Source organism: Nostoc sp. (assembly GCF_036917465.1).
Taxonomy (GTDB): domain Bacteria; phylum Cyanobacteriota; class Cyanobacteriia; order Cyanobacteriales; family Nostocaceae; genus Nostoc.
This window is the reverse complement of the sequence record NZ_JBALDL010000110.1, coordinates 22,940-36,646: the sequence shown is the minus strand read 5'-3', so window position 1 is coordinate 36,646 and position 13,707 is coordinate 22,940. Positions and strand designations below refer to the sequence as shown.

The window sequence follows — 13,707 nt, the reverse complement described above, 5'->3', positions numbered from 1 at the left end:
CGTCGCCGAGTATTTGAACTGGATGAATCCACCTTTTATCTCCGTCGCCGAGTATTTGAACCGGATGAATCCACCTTTTATCTCCGTCGCCGAGTGTTTGAACTGGATGAATCCACCTTTTATCTCCGTTGACGAGTATTTGAACTGGATGAATCCACTTCTACAGGTTTCTTGGATAGGGGCGCTATGAGAACATTTACCTATTATGCTGTTCTAAGATTTTGCAATCGCTATTCCCACACATCTATATAATAAGAAAACAGTCACGATGAGCGATAACTATATTTTGAAAGGTATATCTGCATACAGACATCAAATCCTAAAAGAAAATAAAGAAATCTGTCTTTCGCTCAACTCAATAATAGAATAATAATAGTAGTAAGATATACAGAAAATCTATTTCTAGCCTCATATAACCCATGCTTGAGTGCATCTGAGTACAACTTAATATATCGCAAAATATCTTGACAAAATCTTAGCAAAGGCTTACGGGTAAAGTTTCTTGTAGCATGAACAGAAATTATTAACCCCTGCCCCAAAAATACTAGTACCCCTACCGTTAAATACTAGCACCCCTAACCCCAGACGAATTTTAACTTTATGTTAAGTCGGGGTTTTGGCGTTTGAGTACAACTCTAATCAATCCAATAAATCCAATCAGCATTGAGTTTGGTATCGAGTTGAATGTCACCTGATATAAGCATAAAAATAGCAGATGACTCTTTCTACCAGCTAGACATTACCGATGCAACAGTCTTTAGACAGTATTAGCGATTGCCCAACTACCAAAAAGCAGGATTCTGCACATACATCCATGCTGAAAAATTTCCTCTCTGGCAATTTTGTTGAGCCATTATTGAGTGATTTTCGCATTATTTTTGAGCGCGATCCCGCAGCACGGAACTGGCTAGAGGTGGTGTTTTGCTATCCAGGATTGCACGCACTCTGTTTGCATCGTCTTGCTCACTGGTTACACGGTCGAGGTGTGAGTTTTATCCCCCGTTTCATTTCTCACTTGGGGAGATTTTTGACAGGAATTGAAATTCACCCAGGTGCAGAGATTGGCCAGGGCGTGTTTATCGACCACGGAATGGGTGTTGTCATTGGCGAAACTGCGATCGTGGGCGACTATACGCTGATTTACCAGGGCGTTACCCTTGGCGGAACTGGTAAAGAAACTGGTAAGCGTCATCCCACAGTGGGGAAAAATGCAGTGATTGGGGCGGGTGCAAAAGTTTTGGGTAATCTGCAAATTGGCGATCGCGTCCGTATTGGTGCAGGTTCCGTTGTCTTGCGAGATATCCCCAATGATTGCACAGTTGTGGGAATTCCCGGTCGAATTATTTCCCGAAATCAAAACGCCAGCCTTTCTCCTTTAGAACATGGAAAGCTCCCCGATATGGAAGCAACCGTGATTCGTTCTTTGCTCTCGCGCGTTGAAGAACTCGAAAAACAACTGCAAATTTTAAGACAAGAGTCATCAGTCATTAGTCATCAGTCATTAGCAAAGGACGAATGGCAACTGACAACTGACAAAGGACAAAGGACAAATGACAAATGACCTTCTAGGCGATCAAGTTTTGCAGATACCTTTGAGCGATCGCTGGCAAATCTATCACCGATTGCAAGAGTTAAAAATAAAGAGCTGCTGTCCTCCCGATGGTTCTTTACGAGTGCAAGTGAATAATTTGGTGGAAGCAATTCTAATTCGCAGTACAGTTATGCAACTTCTCGGTTCTCGTCAGGAATTATTAGAGTGGCTAGAGCGTTGCTGGATTTATAGCGATTAATCGCGTCTATTAATCTTGAATTCATGACGAAATGGCTGCACTTTATCCTTTTTGTTCATAGATGCACAAAGCTCAAACAAGTTTAGAGTTTGAAGCTACTGTATACTTGCAGAATTTATTGCAGACTGAGATGGATTAGATGGGATTTAGATTTTATTTCCTCTAGTAAATCTAAAAATTCCCTGACATCTAGCAACAATTAAAAAGCCAAAACTTCCAAGTAAAAATTGGAAATTATGATTTTTAATTCTTTTCCCAAATTAGAAATTGAAAGTTCAATCATTTATGGCGACTCGGAACAGAGATATAAAACTCCTCAATTTTTTGCAAAACGAACTTGAACTTTCAAATGCTGATATTGCTGTAGCTCTGCGACACCGTGAATTAGAAAATGGCCCATTACCGATGCTCCTCTGGCAGTATGGTTTAGTTGATTTGGAGCAACTAGGAAAGATTTTTGATTGGCTAGCAGAACACAGTTAGCGAATTTGTCCCCTGTACCTCTGAGTCCCATTACCTGCCGAAATTACACACCAATGCTCTATAAAATCTGAGGTTACGAAGATGATTACATCCTTAATTGCTGGATTATGTGTTTTACTTTGTTCAGGATTTGCTAATAGTTACATTAGTTCATTGCTACTCGAACAAATTACAACTGACATCGGTAAAAACGATTAGTAAATTATACATTGATTTAGTTCCCTGTCATACAGATGTGATGCTGCTAATAGGTCAATAATTAAGGATCATGTATCCTACATTATGAATTGTGATATTTTTAGCATTTGCCATCGCTGGGGATTGTAGAGAGAAAAGATATTAAGAATACTTCCAAGAGAGGGATATTTGCAATGAATCAAATCATAATTAATGACACTACATTACGTGATGGCGAACAAGCAGCAGGTGTTGCTTTTACCCTAGAAGAAAAAGTTGCGATCGCTAAGTTTCTCGATGCTATTGGTATACCTGAATTAGAAGTCGGTATACCGGCAATGGGTGACGAAGAAACCCGTGCGATCGCCGCAATTTCTGACTTGGGTTTACAAGCAAAACTCTTGGGCTGGAACCGCGCTGTCATCTCAGATATTAAGGCTTCTATTGCTTGCGGACTTAACCGGGTGCATATTGCCATTCCCGTCTCTGGTATCCAAATCGCCGCTAAATTCCACGGTCAATGGCGAATAAGTTTGCAAAAACTCAAAGACTGCATCAGCTTTGCTGTCGATCAAGGTCTTTGGGTAGCAGTCGGCGGCGAAGATTCTTCAAGAGCGGATGAAAACTTCCTTTTAGATGTAGCGCTTTATGCCCAAGAATGGGGTGCATCCCGGTTCCGCTTCTGCGATACCGTAGGAGTTCTCGACCCTTTCACCACCTACACCAAGGTTAAGCGACTGGTTTCAGCTTTGATGATTCCCCTAGAAATCCACACCCACAATGATTTTGGTATGGCAACAGCCAACGCCCTTGCGGGTATCAAAGCCGGAGCCTTATCAGTGAATACCACAGTCAACGGATTGGGTGAAAGGGCAGGAAATGCAGCTTTAGAAGAAGTTGTCATGGCAATCAAACGCATCTATGGCGTTGATTTAGGCATCGACACACCCGGTTTGGTAGAACTTTCTCAACTAGTTGCAGCCGCATCAGGTGCTAGCGTACCACCTTGGAAAGCGATCGTTGGCGAAAATACTTTTGCTCACGAATCTGGCATCCATGCTCACGGGGTATTACAAAACCCCATTACCTACGAACCGTTTGCACCTGAAGAGGTGGGTTGGGAACGGCGTTTAGTATTAGGTAAACATTCTGGACGGCATTTGGTTTCAAACTTGCTAGAACAGCATGGAATTTTCTTGAACCCCCAAGAAACCCAATCTGTTTTAGACGCAGTGCGCCATCAATCGGTACAGAAAAAACGCAGCCTGACGACAGAAGAACTATTGAATTTGGTCAGAGAACAGAGGTACTCTCATGCAACGCGATGAATTAGAGCTAAACTTGCCACCTGCTTTTGAAATTGGTGAAAAAGTCAGAGTTCGGAAACTGCTCAAAAACGATGGAACCTTTCCTGGTAAAGAAGTTGGGCAAGTTTTGGTGAACAAAGGAGATATCGGCTACATAGCGAGTATAGGGACATATTTGCAGACTTCCTATATTTATGCTGTGCATTTCTTGGAAACAGGATTCGTCGTCGGCTGTATGAAAAAAGAACTAGAATCTGTTGAGGAATCTCATGAAAGTAATGCTACGCATGAATAATGCCGGTACTTTAGTAGTCTACGTTGCTAAAAAAGACCTTGAAGAAGAAGTCGTCAAACAAACCGATGGAAGTGATGGCAAAATTCTCACCCTAGCTAATGGTTGGGAATTAGAATTTCGTGATTTGCCAGATGCAGCAAATTTACCTCAAACAGTAGAAGCTAAACGCCTCGTGTAAGGGTGCTGGGGATTGGGGACTGGGGACTGGAGACTGGGGACTGGGGACTGGGGAATAGGAAATAAATATTTAAACCTCATCTATGTTGAGAACCGTAGTTTTTGCCCTCACCCTAAATCCCTCTCCCAAAATTGGGAGAGGGACTTTGAAATTCTGGCTCCCCTTCTCCCAAGTCTGGGAGAAGGGGTTGGGGGATGAGGGCAAATCCTTTTCATTAGGGATGAACTACAGGTTTCAAGATAGATGTGGTTTAGCAATACTTTCCCAATTCCCACTCCCCAATCCCCAATCGCCAATCCCCAATCCCCAATTCCCAATCCCCAATTCCCAATCCCCAATCCCCAATCCCCAATCCCCAATCCCCAATAACTTTTTATCAATCATGGGTGACAAAAATTTGACGTTATCAGAATTGAACCTTGAGGGACAGTTACTAGGTTTTGTTGGTGGTGAATCAGGAAAATATAAATACTTGCAATTGGCAATTCCATCTGGAAATGTGGAAATTAAGCTGTCTAAAGAGTTGCGCCGTTCTCTAAGTTCATCCTTAGTTCCTGGGCAGCAAATTCGCGTTTGTGGTTATAGCAAGATAGATTCGCGTACAAGTGAAATTAAAATTAAAGCCTATCAGGTAACACCAATTAATGGGTGTCCCAAGGAAGATTTACCGCCTGAAACCAAAGCGAGGATTATGGTATGTCAAAAGGGCGGTTGTCTGAAACGTGGTGGTAAAGGGTTATTATCAGAGTTAGAAAAAACTTTGTGCGATCGCGGTTTGTTAGACAAAGTTACGATTGAACATACAAGTTGCCAAAAATGCTGTAGCAGCGCTCCCAACTGTGTTTTACACCTTGGTAAAAAGAAATACAAGAATATTCATCCTGATGCGATCGCATCTTTGCTAGAAAGTCATTTAACCCAATAGTAATAACCTTTTCTAGCTTTTCTTAAAAAAATACACAACTTTGTAGGGGTAAAATTTTACCCCTATTTGTTGTAAGTATCATACAGTAATCTTGTCAAACTGCGATCGGCTAAGTTATAACTACCGTGGCGATTAGAAATCGCGGCTATACAGACAAAACCCACCTCCGTGGGTTTCAAATTCCTGGAGTCTCTTTAGGCAGACTTTCCGCCAATATCTTAAATAGCTAAAAATCAATGTCTTTGTTTAGCAATTTACTCAACTTACATTCAGCAAACAAGCCGCTTGAAGATTTTTTTACTGAGATTGTTGCCTATTTTTTATCCCTGAATAATCATATTTTAATTGATTGGTTAAAACATCACTCAATCATTAGTGATGATAATTATTCCAGCATCAAGATTTCAACCCAACAAGAACACAAAAAACTTGAAAGCCATACTGAAGATAGTAGATTGGACATTGTAGTTGAACTCTCAGATGGTTTAAATACAGATGTAATATTTACTGAATCAAAAGTCGGCTCTAATGATGGTAAAAATGCCTTAAAAAAATATGCTGATATTTTGAGTAGTTTACCAAATGTCAGACATCGAATTTTGATTTACATCACCCGTGATTATGATCCAAAAGAAATCAAAACTCCAGCATTTAATTTAGAACCAAAGGTAAATTTTTATCAATTGAGGTGGCATCAATTTTATGACCGCTTACAACAACACGCGACTGATATCTTAGCCCAAGAAATATTAACTTTCATGAGGAGAAACGGAATGTCTAGCACAAATCAATTTTCATCAGTTGACTTATTGACAATGGTGAATTTTAACAAAACTCTCAGTCTTATGGAATCAACCCTCAGCCAAGAAGTACAACACGAATTCAAGCTAGTTTTTGGAGGTGTTATCAAAGGCGCAGCAAGTATGACTCAATGGAGATGGCGCAGTAGATATATTATCTATACTAAGTTTTCAGGCGATAATTTTTGGTGTGGTCTTGGATTCTTTAATTTAAATCCAGATAGTTTCACCGAATATCCCTGTTTAGGTATATTTTTGGAGGTTTCTCCTACTTTTGGAGAACGCCCAAAAATTATTAAATCTATGCATAATGTAGTTAGCAAGAAGCCTGATATATGGACTCCTGAGAATTTAACCATCTTGCCAGATTGGTCAGCTATTTTTTATCGAAAAAGCCTACAAGAGTTTTTATCTCAAGAAAACCAACTATCTGCTATTAAAGATTTCTTCTTGAAATCCATTAATGAACTCAAAAATATTCAGCCAGATTTTAACTTCCCTTGGAAGGGTGTAAGTATAGAAACAGTTACAGAAGTTGATAAAGAAAAAGATCCAGACACCTCACCACCCTCCATCACACAACTTTAATCAGCTATAGCTATATTAAGATAAAAATAACTCTGCATTCTCGTAGTTGTTATGAGCCTTACCACTGCTAAACGCTTTACTATAGCTGAATATCACCGTCTAGCTGAACTCGGCTTCTTTGAGGAGAATGACCGAGTTGAGCTAATTAAGGGTGAAATAATCCAGATGGCAGCAAAAGGTACAGCGCACTCTGTTTGCAGCACCCGCTTATATCGGGAGTTGTTCAAGCTGGTTCTAGAAGAGGCGATTCTTCGAGGACAAGAACCAATTATTATACCTGATGACAGCGAACCCGAACCCGATCTAGTCATTGTCCGAAATCGTCCTGATGACTATTTAGAAGGTCATCCTAGCCCCTCCGATGTATTGCTGGTAATTGAAATTTCTAATTCCACTTTAAAATATGACCAAGATGTAAAATTATCTGTTTATGCGGAAGCTGGTATTTCCGACTATTGGATATTTAATTTAGTAGATAACTACCTAGAATCTTACAGCGAACCTTATAAAGATTTACAAGGTAAATTTGGTTGTCGCCGCAAGTTAATTTTTCTGCAAAATGAATCAGTTACTCTGCCATATTTTCCTGATTTAGTTCTGGATTTATCTAAAGTATTTCCAGGTTAATGTATGAGATTGGTGAATTACTCGATTGATGCTTTGTCGGATAAAAATTTAAAGTGGTCAAAAAGATTAAAGACGCCATTAATGGTGTCTTTAATCTTTACATTATTTGCTTCTAGATTTATCTAAAGTGTTTTTTTACTACTTACACTGTTACCATTGTCTTTGTTTGGGATGAAATTTTTTCAACCTTTGAGTGATAGAGATGCATCCAAGATACACTTCTCAACTATTTACCACGACCTTTTCTGTAAGGCTCTAACATCTCATACTGAAACTTATGCTTGCTAGAGAATGATATATCTACATCTACCAATTTTGCTTGATTACTTAAAGTATGGTTGTAGCTTTTTGAATCTTCTACTTCAGGTAGTAAATGTGTTACTCCGAATAGTTGTCCCAAAGGAGACGTTTTCAGGAAAGCTTGCCTTTGGGCGTGAGTCATAACAACTTTTGACCCGGCTTTTATTGTATTACTGGCCATATAACTTTGGCACTCCTCTTAAGCTTTCTTGTTGATCACAGAAGGATGCGGCTGCTTTCCGCAAGAATCTAAAAGCATATCCATCTTCTCCCGGAGCGATTGTGACAGCCCCCAGATACTCCATCTGCACCTTATTACTATAGACACAGCCGTATCTAGAGCAACCAGGACAACTAGCGGTTTATCTGTTTCTGTTTGACACAACTCCAATCCAACCTTGCTTGCATACCAAATTAACCATTTGCCGATTGGTTCCATGAAGCGTTCAGCCCCCTCTCCTCGACTTGTAGGGTGAGCTTCTATCTGTTCTATTTCTAAAAACTTTGGAGAGCCGGGATAAGGATAAAGACCATATCGCACTAATCCCCAGACTTTACCCTTATAAACAAGTTTGACGATGTTTTGACATTCAAAATCGGTATTTTGCCACAAATTCAACCAGTTAAAAGACCAATTAGTAGGCATCTCATTTTTTTTAGCTGGAGAAAGCATAGCAATTTCCTCGACTGCCGATTTAATTCGGACTTTTACCTTATAGGAGCCAATGGTAGTCAATTAAGTTGTATAAACTTTTAGTAGCAAGGTTTCAGATTCATAGATTATAAATAACTACCTAGTCACATGGCAATTAACAGTTAAAGATATTTTATATACTGCAATGGTGAGGGAGATAAATATCCTCCCCATCCAATCAAATCAATCTTTCCAATGCGTGTTGCAAATCGTTCGTCACATCAGCAACAGCTTGTCTAGCAGCCAAACGATTTTCCTTATATGCCGGGTAATGCTCAGAAATAGATATAGGTTCACCCACAGTTATTTTTACCTTTTGCTGACCCAATTGTGGACGGTGTACACCTTTATCGCCTTTGATTTTAGCAATCATTTGCCATAAAATTAAAGTCGTCTCAGCAAACCTTTCTGCTGTGGGATTTTCTCGAATATAATTACCAGAAACTGCCACAAAACTTTCTACTAAACGCATGTGCCACATCCGCGCATTTGCTTCTTCAGCAATGCGATCGCCTAAAGCTCTTTCAACAGCAGATACTCCTTTTACATCCTTAAATTCTTCCCTAAATATATAATTCCAACCTGCTTGTTCTACTCGCCGACAACGGTCACTCAAACTACCTTTTGACTGTAAATTAAAATACTGTTCTGAGATTAACAGCGCTGCATTTAATAAAGCTTGTAAACGAACTGCTAACGCTTCATTTCTATCTGGAATTTGCCCAGCAACAATCTTGGGATCTGGCAGTTTTTGATGATAAAATCGGGTATAAAATTCTTCCATTAACAAAAGTAAATGTTCTGCCAAGGCTAACAACCGGGGATAAAGCGACTCTATTGAAGCATTTTCTGCTGAATTCACAGGTAAACCACTAGCCGCTTCCAATTCACTTAAAAGATTTGCGATCGCACCCCAAGGAGCATCAACGTAACTATATTTAATCCCAACTGGTACAATTAGAACCTGTTCGGGGCGTTCAGCTTTGTGCAAGTCTTCAGCACACCAAAAGCCTAATTGGGCGATACCGGGTTCTAGAGGGCTGATATTTTCCGATAAACCATTGGTTGCACCCTCCGGCGCAGCAGCCATCGGAAATTGCCCATTGGCAAACAAGTCACGCGCCGAACGTAACCCCGTCCAGTCAGCCTTACCTCGCTGAATCGGAGTCCCACCTAAACGAGAAGCAATCCAGCCGACGTGGGAACCTGCCCATAGAGGAATGCCGCGATCGTAGATAAAATGAGCGTGAATTGGAAGTTGTAGTGTTGTGTCCTGCGATCGCGCTACCTTTGGTACAAGTTGAGACAACAAGTAGGCTAAACAAAATGGATCGTCTGTTTTCGGATGGCGAAATGCCAGCATAAAACGGATCTTACCCTCCTGAAACTGGCGATAGAGATCCACCAGAACCTCTACGTTGTCTGCTTCAATTTTGGTAATGGGTGTTTGCCATTTTATCCAACTGGGTAGCAACAGATGGACGACTCGTAGCAATAGGGGGTTAAACGCTGGAGGAATAAATTCTAAGGGTGCTTGTGCTTGATAAATTACATCTGCCAAGGTAGTTTCTCCTAAAGTTGCAATAAAAAAAGGCGGAAAGCTATAAGTAAAATTGAAAAATAAATAACGCTGTGTACTTTGTACTTCATCCTTAATACTTCATACTTTAGTTGACATAGAAATTAGCGATCAAAGAAAGGCTATAAACGATGCGACTGTCACAAATGTTATTCGTTACACTCCGGGACGATCCAGCTGATGCTGAGATTCCCAGTCATAAATTATTACTCCGTGCAGGCTACATTCGTCGCATCGGTAGTGGTATCTATGCTTATCTGCCGCTAATGTGGCGGGTACTGCAAAAAGTTTCCCAGATTGTGCGGGAAGAAATGAACGCTACAGGCGCACAAGAATGTCTCTTACCACAATTACAACCTGCTGATTTATGGAAGGAATCGGGACGCTGGGACACTTACACCAAAGCTGAGGGGATTATGTTTTCCCTAATTGACCGCCGTGAGCAACAATTAGGCTTAGGCCCAACTCATGAGGAAGTAATCACAGCGATCGCTCGTGATATGATTCGCTCTTATCGTCAGCTACCGCTACATCTCTACCAAATTCAAACCAAGTTCCGCGACGAAATTCGCCCCCGCTTTGGTTTAATGCGCGGACGAGAATTTATCATGAAGGACGGCTACTCCTTTCATACCGATGAAGCCAGCCTCAAAGAAACTTACCAGGATATGTATAAAGCGTACAGCAATATGCTGCGACGTTCTGGTTTAGCTTTTCGGGCGGTGGAAGCTGATTCTGGTGCAATTGGTGGTTCAGGTTCCACAGAATTTATGATTTTAGCGGAAGCTGGCGAAGACGAAGTTCTCTACACTGAGGATGGTAAATACGCCGCTAACGTAGAAAAGGCTGTTTCTTTACCAATTGATGCCGAAACTTCACGGTTTACAACCTACGAAAAACGGGATACACCTGGAACAGAAACCATTGAAAAGGTTTGTCAACTTCTCAAATGTTCTCCCACTCAATTGGTGAAAAATGTCCTTTATCAGACAGTTTATGATAATGGTATAACGGTGTTAATTCTGGTAAATATCCGAGGCGATCAGGAAGTTAATGAAGTCAAATTGCAAAATGAATTGACTAAATTAGCTTCTGGGTATGGCGCTAAAACTATTATTAGTTTAAATGTACCAAATGTAGAAGCCCAGCAAACATGGACAGCTAAATCTCTACCTTTAGGCTACATTGCGCCAGATATTGGAGATGAGTATATTACGGCTAATAAACAGATTCATCCCAAGTTTTTGCGCTTGGTGGATCAAACAGCCGTCGATTTAAAAAACTTTGTTACAGGCGCGAATGAAGCTGGTTATCACGTAGTTGGTGCTAATTGGGGTGAGCAATTTAAGTTACCAGAACGAGTAGTAGATATTCGTAAAGCCAGACCAGGCGATCGCGCCATCCATAACCCAGAACAAACCTTACAAAGCGCCCGTGGAATTGAAGCCGGTCATATATTCCAATTAGGCACTAAATATTCTCAAGCGATGGGTGCAACTTATACCAATGAACAGGGCGAAGAGAAGCCGCTAGTTATGGGTTGTTTTGGTGTGGGTGTATCGCGGTTAGCACAAGCTGCCGTAGAGCAATCTTACGATAAAGATGGGATTATTTGGCCAATTGCGATCGCACCTTATCACGCGATCGTCACAATTCCTAACATAAAGGATGCTCAACAAATCGAAATCGCTCAAAAACTTTACACAGAACTCAATCAAGCGGGAATTGAAACCTTACTTGATGACCGCGATGAACGAGCGGGAGTGAAATTTAAAGATGCTGATTTGATTGGCATACCTTATAGAATTGTAACCGGACGAGCGATCGCTAATGGCAAAGTCGAAGTTGTAGAAAGAGCCACCCGTAAATCTCAAGAAATTGTCATTGATGAAGTTACAGCGACACTCAAACAATGGATTACGGAAGCAATAGAGGGTAAAGATTAAACGCATAGGCGCTTCTCTACGAGACGCTACGCGAACGCCTTCCCGCAGGGTAGGGGCGCAAAGGTTTACGCAGAGGGTTCTTTACTAAACACTCAGGACTTTTGTGAGAAATACTCGCGTTCCTTTGCGCTTATAAATTTAATCTTCAATCATCTCCAGAAAGAATGAGATTTACATAATTTGGTAGGTGACGGATTAGAAATAAAAATTCTAAAATTGGATTTGTGACTTGCAGAATTAAGAGGCATAAAGTAAGTCTTCTCTAAATTGTGGAAACTCTAAACTTATAAGTATCGTCGTTAACCAGGCTGCTCCTCACATAACTACCATATCAGCCCTCAGTTAGGAAGGTTTTGAACATGAAAGACCAACAAGGATCTAATCGTATTTCTTCAGGCGCAATTGCCGCCGTCTCAGCAGTGGTTGTAGCGGTGGGTAGCGGTGTGGCTTGGTTTACCTCCCACTCCAACAATACTCCTACACCGTCAAACCCCTCTGAACGCATCGCTCAACCGGCACAGCCATCAACTAGGCAGCCAGCTAATGAGCAAACCCCTAATGTTTATTGGCTCACACCAAAAGACAAAAATGTTGCTTTGGTTCCCCAGCCTGTTAAAGTCGCTTCTATACTACCCAACCAGCCTTTAAAAGCAGCTTTCCAAAGTTTGTTAGCAGGGCCAACAACAGAAGCGACGGGTTCCACAACTATCCCCAAAGGAACTAAACTGTTAGGACTGAAGTCAGAAAATGACGAGGTTCACGTTAATTTATCTGAAGATTTTACCAGTGGTGGCGGTAGCACATCAATGATGGGACGTGTGGGACAAGTTGTTTATACTGCAACAACTTTAAATCCCAAAGCCAAGGTGTACATTGACGTGAACGGCAAACCGTTGGATGTTTTAGGTGGTGAAGGTCTAGAGTTACAACAGCCATTAACTCGTGAAAGCTTTGACAAAAATTATCAGCTTTAGTCATTGGTCATTAGTCATTGGTCATTGCTTTTTCACAAAGGACAAAGGACAAATGACAACTGACCTACCGTTTACTATTTAATACACGAAAATTACGGGCTTGTTCTTCTAACCTTGTGGCAAGGCGATCGCAAACCCGATTACACAAATCAAAAATCATTTCATCTTCCACCCGGTAATAGGCGCAAGTTCCTTCACTGCGGCGGCTAAGGATACCTGCTTGCCACATTACCTTCAGGTGTTTTGACACATTTGCCTGAGAAGTCTGTGTTGCCTCTACCAATTCTTGCACGCATTTTTCTTCATTCCGTAATAAGTGGAGCAGCCGCAAGCGCATCGGCTCACTTAACAGGCTGAAGTATTCAGCTACTTGTTGCACCACTTCTGGCGGTAAAGGCAACGTTTGTTTCATCAGGATTAACCCGCAAGGACTGAAGTTTTAACAATTACTCACTTCATATATAGATTAATACTTAATCGGGGTTAATTCGCATCAAAGGTTGACCATATTCTACAGCGTCGCCATTTTGGAGAAGAATTTCCATCACCTGGCCAGAGACTTCGGCTTCGATTTCATTCATCAACTTCATGGCTTCAATGATACAGACTGTTTGACCCTTGCGGATGCGATCGCCCACTTCCACAAATGCCGCTTCCCCAGGTGCAGGAGCGCGATAAAACGTTCCCACCATTGGGGAAGGCACTTCTACTAATCTCTGGTCGATGATTGAGGGAGGATTTACTGATACCTGCAATTGTGTGCTACTACCAGTATTCTCAAACACGCGAGATGTGGACACCTCCGTTACCTGACTCGTGTTCGTCTGGTTTCCTCCAGATGAACCCGATGTCAAGCCCGAACCTACCACACCGCCGAAGGTCGGTTGACCTACCGACAACATCTGATTGCTGACGCTCACAGCCTTACGGACTGTTAGTTCAAAATCATCGCTTTTGAGCGTAACTTCTGCAATATCTGTTTGAGCGATAGTTGCCAATAGTTGGCGGATTTCATTAAAGTCCAATGGCACAGTTTTTATTACC

16 protein-coding genes are annotated in these 13,707 nt (G+C 41.3%); 11 read left to right on the top strand and 5 right to left on the bottom strand.

Going from position 1 to position 13,707, the window contains the following annotated elements; translation table 11 throughout:
• Window positions 1-745: 745 nt before the first annotated feature.
• The 9 genes from cysE to V7K38_RS29020 all read left to right on the top strand — a co-directional run bounded on the left by cysE (window position 746) and on the right by V7K38_RS29020 (window position 7,170).
• Window positions 746-1,561 (top strand): serine O-acetyltransferase, encoded by an 816-nt coding sequence (gene cysE / locus V7K38_RS29060; RefSeq protein ID WP_334863208.1) that lies wholly within the window; start codon window positions 746-748, stop codon window positions 1,559-1,561.
• Window positions 1,551-1,790: an Asr1405/Asl0597 family protein gene (locus V7K38_RS29055; RefSeq protein WP_334863205.1), complete on the top strand. Its 240-nt coding sequence runs from the start codon at window positions 1,551-1,553 to the stop codon at window positions 1,788-1,790. Before cysE ends, V7K38_RS29055 begins: the two co-directional genes overlap by 11 nt.
• 285 nt (window positions 1,791-2,075) lie before the next feature.
• Window positions 2,076-2,273 (top strand): DUF2949 domain-containing protein, encoded by a 198-nt coding sequence (locus tag V7K38_RS29050; protein ID WP_094340663.1) that lies wholly within the window; start codon window positions 2,076-2,078, stop codon window positions 2,271-2,273.
• 371 nt (window positions 2,274-2,644) lie between these two features.
• A complete protein-coding gene (gene nifV / locus V7K38_RS29045; RefSeq protein WP_334863201.1) occupies window positions 2,645-3,778 on the top strand; it encodes a homocitrate synthase in 1,134 nt (377 codons plus the stop codon).
• Entirely contained in the window at window positions 3,765-4,052 is a 288-nt protein-coding gene (locus tag V7K38_RS29040) for a nitrogen fixation protein NifZ (RefSeq protein WP_094327372.1), read from the top strand. The genes nifV and V7K38_RS29040 overlap by 14 nt, the downstream gene beginning before the upstream one ends.
• Window positions 4,027-4,230 carry a putative nitrogen fixation protein NifT gene (gene nifT, locus V7K38_RS29035; RefSeq protein WP_334863199.1) on the top strand — a complete coding sequence of 68 codons (204 nt, stop codon included), beginning with the start codon at window positions 4,027-4,029 and terminating at the stop codon, window positions 4,228-4,230. The genes V7K38_RS29040 and nifT overlap by 26 nt, the downstream gene beginning before the upstream one ends.
• 382 nt (window positions 4,231-4,612) lie before the next feature.
• Window positions 4,613-5,155, top strand: a complete 543-nt coding sequence (locus V7K38_RS29030; RefSeq protein ID WP_334863214.1) for a (2Fe-2S) ferredoxin domain-containing protein — start codon at window positions 4,613-4,615, stop codon at window positions 5,153-5,155.
• A 236-nt stretch (window positions 5,156-5,391) separates the two neighbouring features.
• The gene (locus V7K38_RS29025) at window positions 5,392-6,543 is read left to right on the top strand and encodes a PD-(D/E)XK nuclease family protein (protein ID WP_334863196.1); all 1,152 of its coding nucleotides are present in this window, start codon (window positions 5,392-5,394) and stop codon (window positions 6,541-6,543) included.
• A 51-nt stretch (window positions 6,544-6,594) separates the two neighbouring features.
• The gene (locus V7K38_RS29020) at window positions 6,595-7,170 is read left to right on the top strand and encodes a Uma2 family endonuclease (protein WP_334863193.1); all 576 of its coding nucleotides are present in this window, start codon (window positions 6,595-6,597) and stop codon (window positions 7,168-7,170) included.
• A 226-nt stretch (window positions 7,171-7,396) separates the two neighbouring features.
• Here the strand turns inward: V7K38_RS29020 and V7K38_RS29015 are convergent, their stop codons facing one another.
• The 3 genes from V7K38_RS29015 to V7K38_RS29005 all read right to left on the bottom strand — a co-directional run bounded on the left by V7K38_RS29015 (window position 7,397) and on the right by V7K38_RS29005 (window position 9,725).
• Window positions 7,397-7,651 carry a protochlorophyllide oxidoreductase gene (locus V7K38_RS29015; protein ID WP_334863190.1) on the bottom strand — a complete coding sequence of 85 codons (255 nt, stop codon included), beginning with the start codon at window positions 7,649-7,651 and terminating at the stop codon, window positions 7,397-7,399.
• A gap of 18 nt (window positions 7,652-7,669) precedes the next feature.
• Window positions 7,670-8,143, bottom strand: coding sequence for a hypothetical protein (locus tag V7K38_RS29010; RefSeq protein ID WP_334863187.1), 474 nt, complete (start codon window positions 8,141-8,143; stop codon window positions 7,670-7,672).
• A gap of 199 nt (window positions 8,144-8,342) precedes the next feature.
• Window positions 8,343-9,725 (bottom strand): 1-acyl-sn-glycerol-3-phosphate acyltransferase, encoded by a 1,383-nt coding sequence (locus tag V7K38_RS29005; protein ID WP_334863185.1) that lies wholly within the window; start codon window positions 9,723-9,725, stop codon window positions 8,343-8,345.
• A gap of 149 nt (window positions 9,726-9,874) precedes the next feature.
• Here V7K38_RS29005 and V7K38_RS29000 point away from each other — a divergent pair, with 149 nt between their 5' ends.
• Window positions 9,875-11,689 carry a proline--tRNA ligase gene (locus V7K38_RS29000; RefSeq protein ID WP_334863183.1) on the top strand — a complete coding sequence of 605 codons (1,815 nt, stop codon included), beginning with the start codon at window positions 9,875-9,877 and terminating at the stop codon, window positions 11,687-11,689.
• Between the two features lie 359 nt (window positions 11,690-12,048).
• On the top strand, window positions 12,049-12,663 hold the full coding sequence (locus tag V7K38_RS28995) for a GerMN domain-containing protein (RefSeq protein ID WP_334863182.1): 615 nt from the start codon (window positions 12,049-12,051) through the stop codon (window positions 12,661-12,663).
• Window positions 12,664-12,727: 64 nt separating this feature from the next.
• On the opposite strand, the gene V7K38_RS28990 is transcribed toward V7K38_RS28995, so the two are convergent.
• Together V7K38_RS28990 and accB are read right to left on the bottom strand one after the other, a co-directional pair.
• Entirely contained in the window at window positions 12,728-13,075 is a 348-nt protein-coding gene (locus V7K38_RS28990; RefSeq protein WP_334863180.1) for an ArsR/SmtB family transcription factor, read from the bottom strand.
• A 61-nt stretch (window positions 13,076-13,136) separates the two neighbouring features.
• Window positions 13,137-13,694, bottom strand: a complete 558-nt coding sequence (accB, locus tag V7K38_RS28985) for an acetyl-CoA carboxylase biotin carboxyl carrier protein (protein WP_094342112.1) — start codon at window positions 13,692-13,694, stop codon at window positions 13,137-13,139.
• Window positions 13,695-13,707 lie beyond the last annotated feature (13 nt).